Annotated in this window: 4 protein-coding genes and 1 tRNA gene; all 5 read left to right on the top strand. The window is 63.3% G+C overall.

From position 1 onward, the window contains the following. The first annotated feature begins 324 nt into the window (after positions 1 to 324). Entirely contained in the window at positions 325 to 945 is a 621-nt protein-coding gene (locus tag D0T11_RS21570) for a helix-turn-helix domain-containing protein (protein ID WP_119657867.1), read from the top strand. Between the two features lie 170 nt (positions 946 to 1115). Beyond that, on the top strand, positions 1116 to 1520 hold the full coding sequence (locus tag D0T11_RS21565) for a hypothetical protein (protein ID WP_147374794.1): 405 nt from the start codon (positions 1116 to 1118) through the stop codon (positions 1518 to 1520). Positions 1521 to 1672: 152 nt separating this feature from the next. Continuing rightward, positions 1673 to 2392 (top strand): phosphatase PAP2 family protein, encoded by a 720-nt coding sequence (locus tag D0T11_RS21560; protein WP_119657865.1) that lies wholly within the window; start codon positions 1673 to 1675, stop codon positions 2390 to 2392. Between the two features lie 127 nt (positions 2393 to 2519). Then, positions 2520 to 2601: transfer RNA gene (locus D0T11_RS21555), tRNA-Leu, on the top strand. Positions 2602 to 2867: 266 nt separating this feature from the next. Then, on the top strand, positions 2868 to 3235 hold a 368-nt coding region (locus D0T11_RS21550; RefSeq protein ID WP_220473766.1), incomplete at its 3' end, for a hypothetical protein.

Genomic DNA, 3235 nt, shown 5'->3' with positions numbered 1-3235 from the left:
GAAAACCTGGCTACTTTGCGCAAGCTCACCCTGCAAGTGCTCACCCAACAACGCGACGGCTTAAGTCTGGCTAAACGGCGCGTGAAAGCGGCCTACGACATTCACTACCTCAAACAAATCCTCACGTAGGCTTCATGCGTTTGCCCTGGACAAAAATACTAGTAAGCGCCGGCTGCGCAGAACGGGGTAGAGAATGGCGTGCGCCGGCCTGCCGCTGAGCCTCATAAAAGTTGTTGCCTTAATTCCGGCAGCGGAAAATAAGGCAACAACTTCTACGTTGCCTTATTGCTCACTGCCGGAATTAAGGCAACAACTTGCTCCGCTATGCCTCGTTCGCTTCGCATACCCCGCGTACCGCATTACCTGGCCCTGCTGCGGGCCGCTTTAGGCCTGACCCAAGCCCAATTGGCCGGGGGGCTGGGCGTATCGCGCCAGACCGTTACGCAGGTAGAAGCCGGTGAGCGCCAACTGCCGCCTGCCGCCGGGCTTCGGCTGGAGTGGCTCACCCAGGCCCGTCCGGGTTTGCCGCTACCGCCCGCCCCATCACCCGACCCGGCACTGCTGCGCACGCGCGCCGCCGCCGTGGCCTACGAAATCGGGCAGCTGAGCCGCCGGCTGGCGCGGGGGCAGGCCCGGGCCGACCGGGCGCTACGCTGGTTACGGGCCGCTCCGGGGCTGCTGGCCGCGTTGCCCACGACGGCGGGAGGGGACCAGAAATGGCTGGCCGCCGTATCGGCTGAGGCCGAAGACGCCCTGGAAGGGGAGGGCAGCCCGGCCCGGCACCGGCTGCTGGCGGCCCGACTGGCGGGCCTGCGAGCGGAGGCCACCGCGCTGGCCGCAGATGAGGCTTCGGACAATGCCGCAGACGATGCCGCAGACGATGCCGCAGACGATGCCGCGACAGACGATGCAACGCAAACGGCTGCCTCACTTTCGGAAGATTGAGCGGTGCCGGACCGCGTAGCCGCCCCGGTCACGCCGTGCCCGGGAAATATTTTAGGGGCAGCACACAATTTGGGGCACTGGTCGACCGTTCATAGATCATGGACAGAGCCCCACGCTGTGTTTCCTGTTCCTTTCACCTTCAATTACCCGAAACGATTATGGCATATCCCGTGAATTTACTGACAAACCAGGTCGATTGCGACCTGGTGCTGGCCGATGCCGCCGAGGAGCGCGCCGACCTGGAATACCGCCAGACCCAGCTGCGCCACCTGCAAAGCGTGGGCAGCGGCCGGGCCTCCGAGAAGGGGGCCGAGCTGGTGGCCGCTACCGCCGAGTACAACGCCCTGGAAAGGCTGCTGGTCGATATGCCCGAGGGGCCGACCCGCCAGAAGAATGAGCGCGCCTACAAGCGCCTCGAATACCGGATTTACGTGCTCAACCAACAGCAGCAGACGGGCCTGAGTGGGGTAGTAACGCAGTTTCAACGGCACTACGAGCTGAACTGCCTCGGTGCGCAACTCGGGGAAAACGCAACGCTTACCACCGAAGTGCAAGCCCGGCGGGCCGCGCTGTAGCGTCCTGCCGGCTCAACCGGCCCTCCGCCGTGCCTGCCCGTGGGGAGCGGCACGGCGGAGGGCCTTTGCGTGGGCCGGTTCGGGGCTCAGGCGCGTGCGGAACGAGTGGCCGGCCTGAGCTGCTTCGCGCCCGCTGCCGTAAGTTTAGGGCCATGACCAACCCTTTGCGCCGGCTGCTGGCCGGCTTCACTTTGTTCGTAACCGAATTCGCCATCACCCTGGCTCTGGGCACGGTGGGCGTGGTGGCGTTTCTGGCCCTGAGCCGGGAGGTGTTCGACCAGGACGCGGCCACCTTCGATGCGGCCGCCTTCCGCTGGGTGCGCCACCTGCTGGGGCCGGGCCGGCAGCAGTGGGTGGAGGCCGTTACGTTTCTGGCCTCGCGCAACTTTATCACGGTGGCCGGGCTGGCGCTGGTGGCCTGGCTGCTGCTGGTGCGCCGCCGCCGCTGGTACTCGCTGCTGGTGCCGGTGGTGGCGCTGGGCAGCATCACGCTCAACCTGCTGCTCAAGCAGATTTACCAGCGCCCCCGGCCTTTGCTGCCGCTTACTTCGGCCTCGGGCCTGAGCTTTCCGAGCGGGCACGCCATGATTTCGGCCTCCTTCTACGGGCTGCTCATCTACTTTGCCTGGAGCCGGCTGCGCCGCTACCCGGTGGCGCGCTACGCCGTGGTGACGGTCCTGGCCGGCCTGATCGTGCTCATCGGCCTTACGCGGGTGTACCTGCGGGTGCACTACGCCACCGACGTGCTGGCCGGCATCATGGCGGGCCTGGCCTGGCTGCTGATTGCTATTCCGCTGCTCCGGCAAATGGAAATCGGCGTGCGTAAGCGTTTCAGCCGGCAGTTGCAATCGACTGAAAAACAGCCTCTATAGCCCGGAAACGAACTGTAGGGCGGGAGTTTTTCGACTTTTTTTAAACCAAAACTTGCAGCGCGTTCAAAAAACCTCCTATCTTTGCAGCATCAAAAGGCCCTCCCCGGAAGGCCGGACGATAAAAGCTGCGCTTGTGGCGAAATTGGTAGACGCGCTGTCTTCAGGCGGCAGTTCCGCAAGGTGTGGGAGTTCGAGTCTCCCCGAGCGCACAGAGTACGAAAAGCCGACCCCGCAACGGGTCGGCTTTTCTTTTTGAGCACGGATGAGCGCGGATTTTAACGAGTTTAGCTTCGCTGTCTTCCGGTTCACGGATTTTGTAGCCGGGCCACAGCCAAGCGTTGCTTTTTAGTTTTTTACAGAGTAACTAACGATCCACAAATACCGGCTACGAAATCCGTGAACCGAAGGACAGCGAAGCTAAATCCGCGCTCATCTGTGCTCCGGCTACAAAATCCGTTAAAATCCGCGCGCCTCCGTGATCAGGAAAGTAACTGCCCGTGTATCGGCTGCGCTGAGTTTGCTCACGCTGGAAATCGTGGTGGTGGGCAGCGTGTTTCTGGGGGCGGCGCTGCTGTTCTTCTACCTGACGCGGGTGGTGTTCGTGGCCCACTCGGTGCAGTTCGATACCTGGGCTTTCGGGCAACTTGATGCGGTGCGGGCGGCCTGGCCGAGCCTGACGCCGGTGGTGCGGGCCCTCACATTTTTCGCCTCCCTGCCCTGGCTGGTGGCAGCCGGCCTCGGCATTCCGCTGCTGCTGGGCTGGCGCAAGCATCGGCACGAAGCCTGGGAGGTGTTTTGGGCAGTAGCAGGTTCCTCACTGCTCAACCAGGTGCTCAAAACGTA

The organism is Hymenobacter rubripertinctus (assembly GCF_003583925.1).
GTDB classification, from domain to species: domain Bacteria; phylum Bacteroidota; class Bacteroidia; order Cytophagales; family Hymenobacteraceae; genus Hymenobacter; species Hymenobacter rubripertinctus.
The sequence above is the reverse complement of the archived record's forward strand: the minus strand, read 5'-3'. Positions and strand labels throughout refer to the sequence as shown.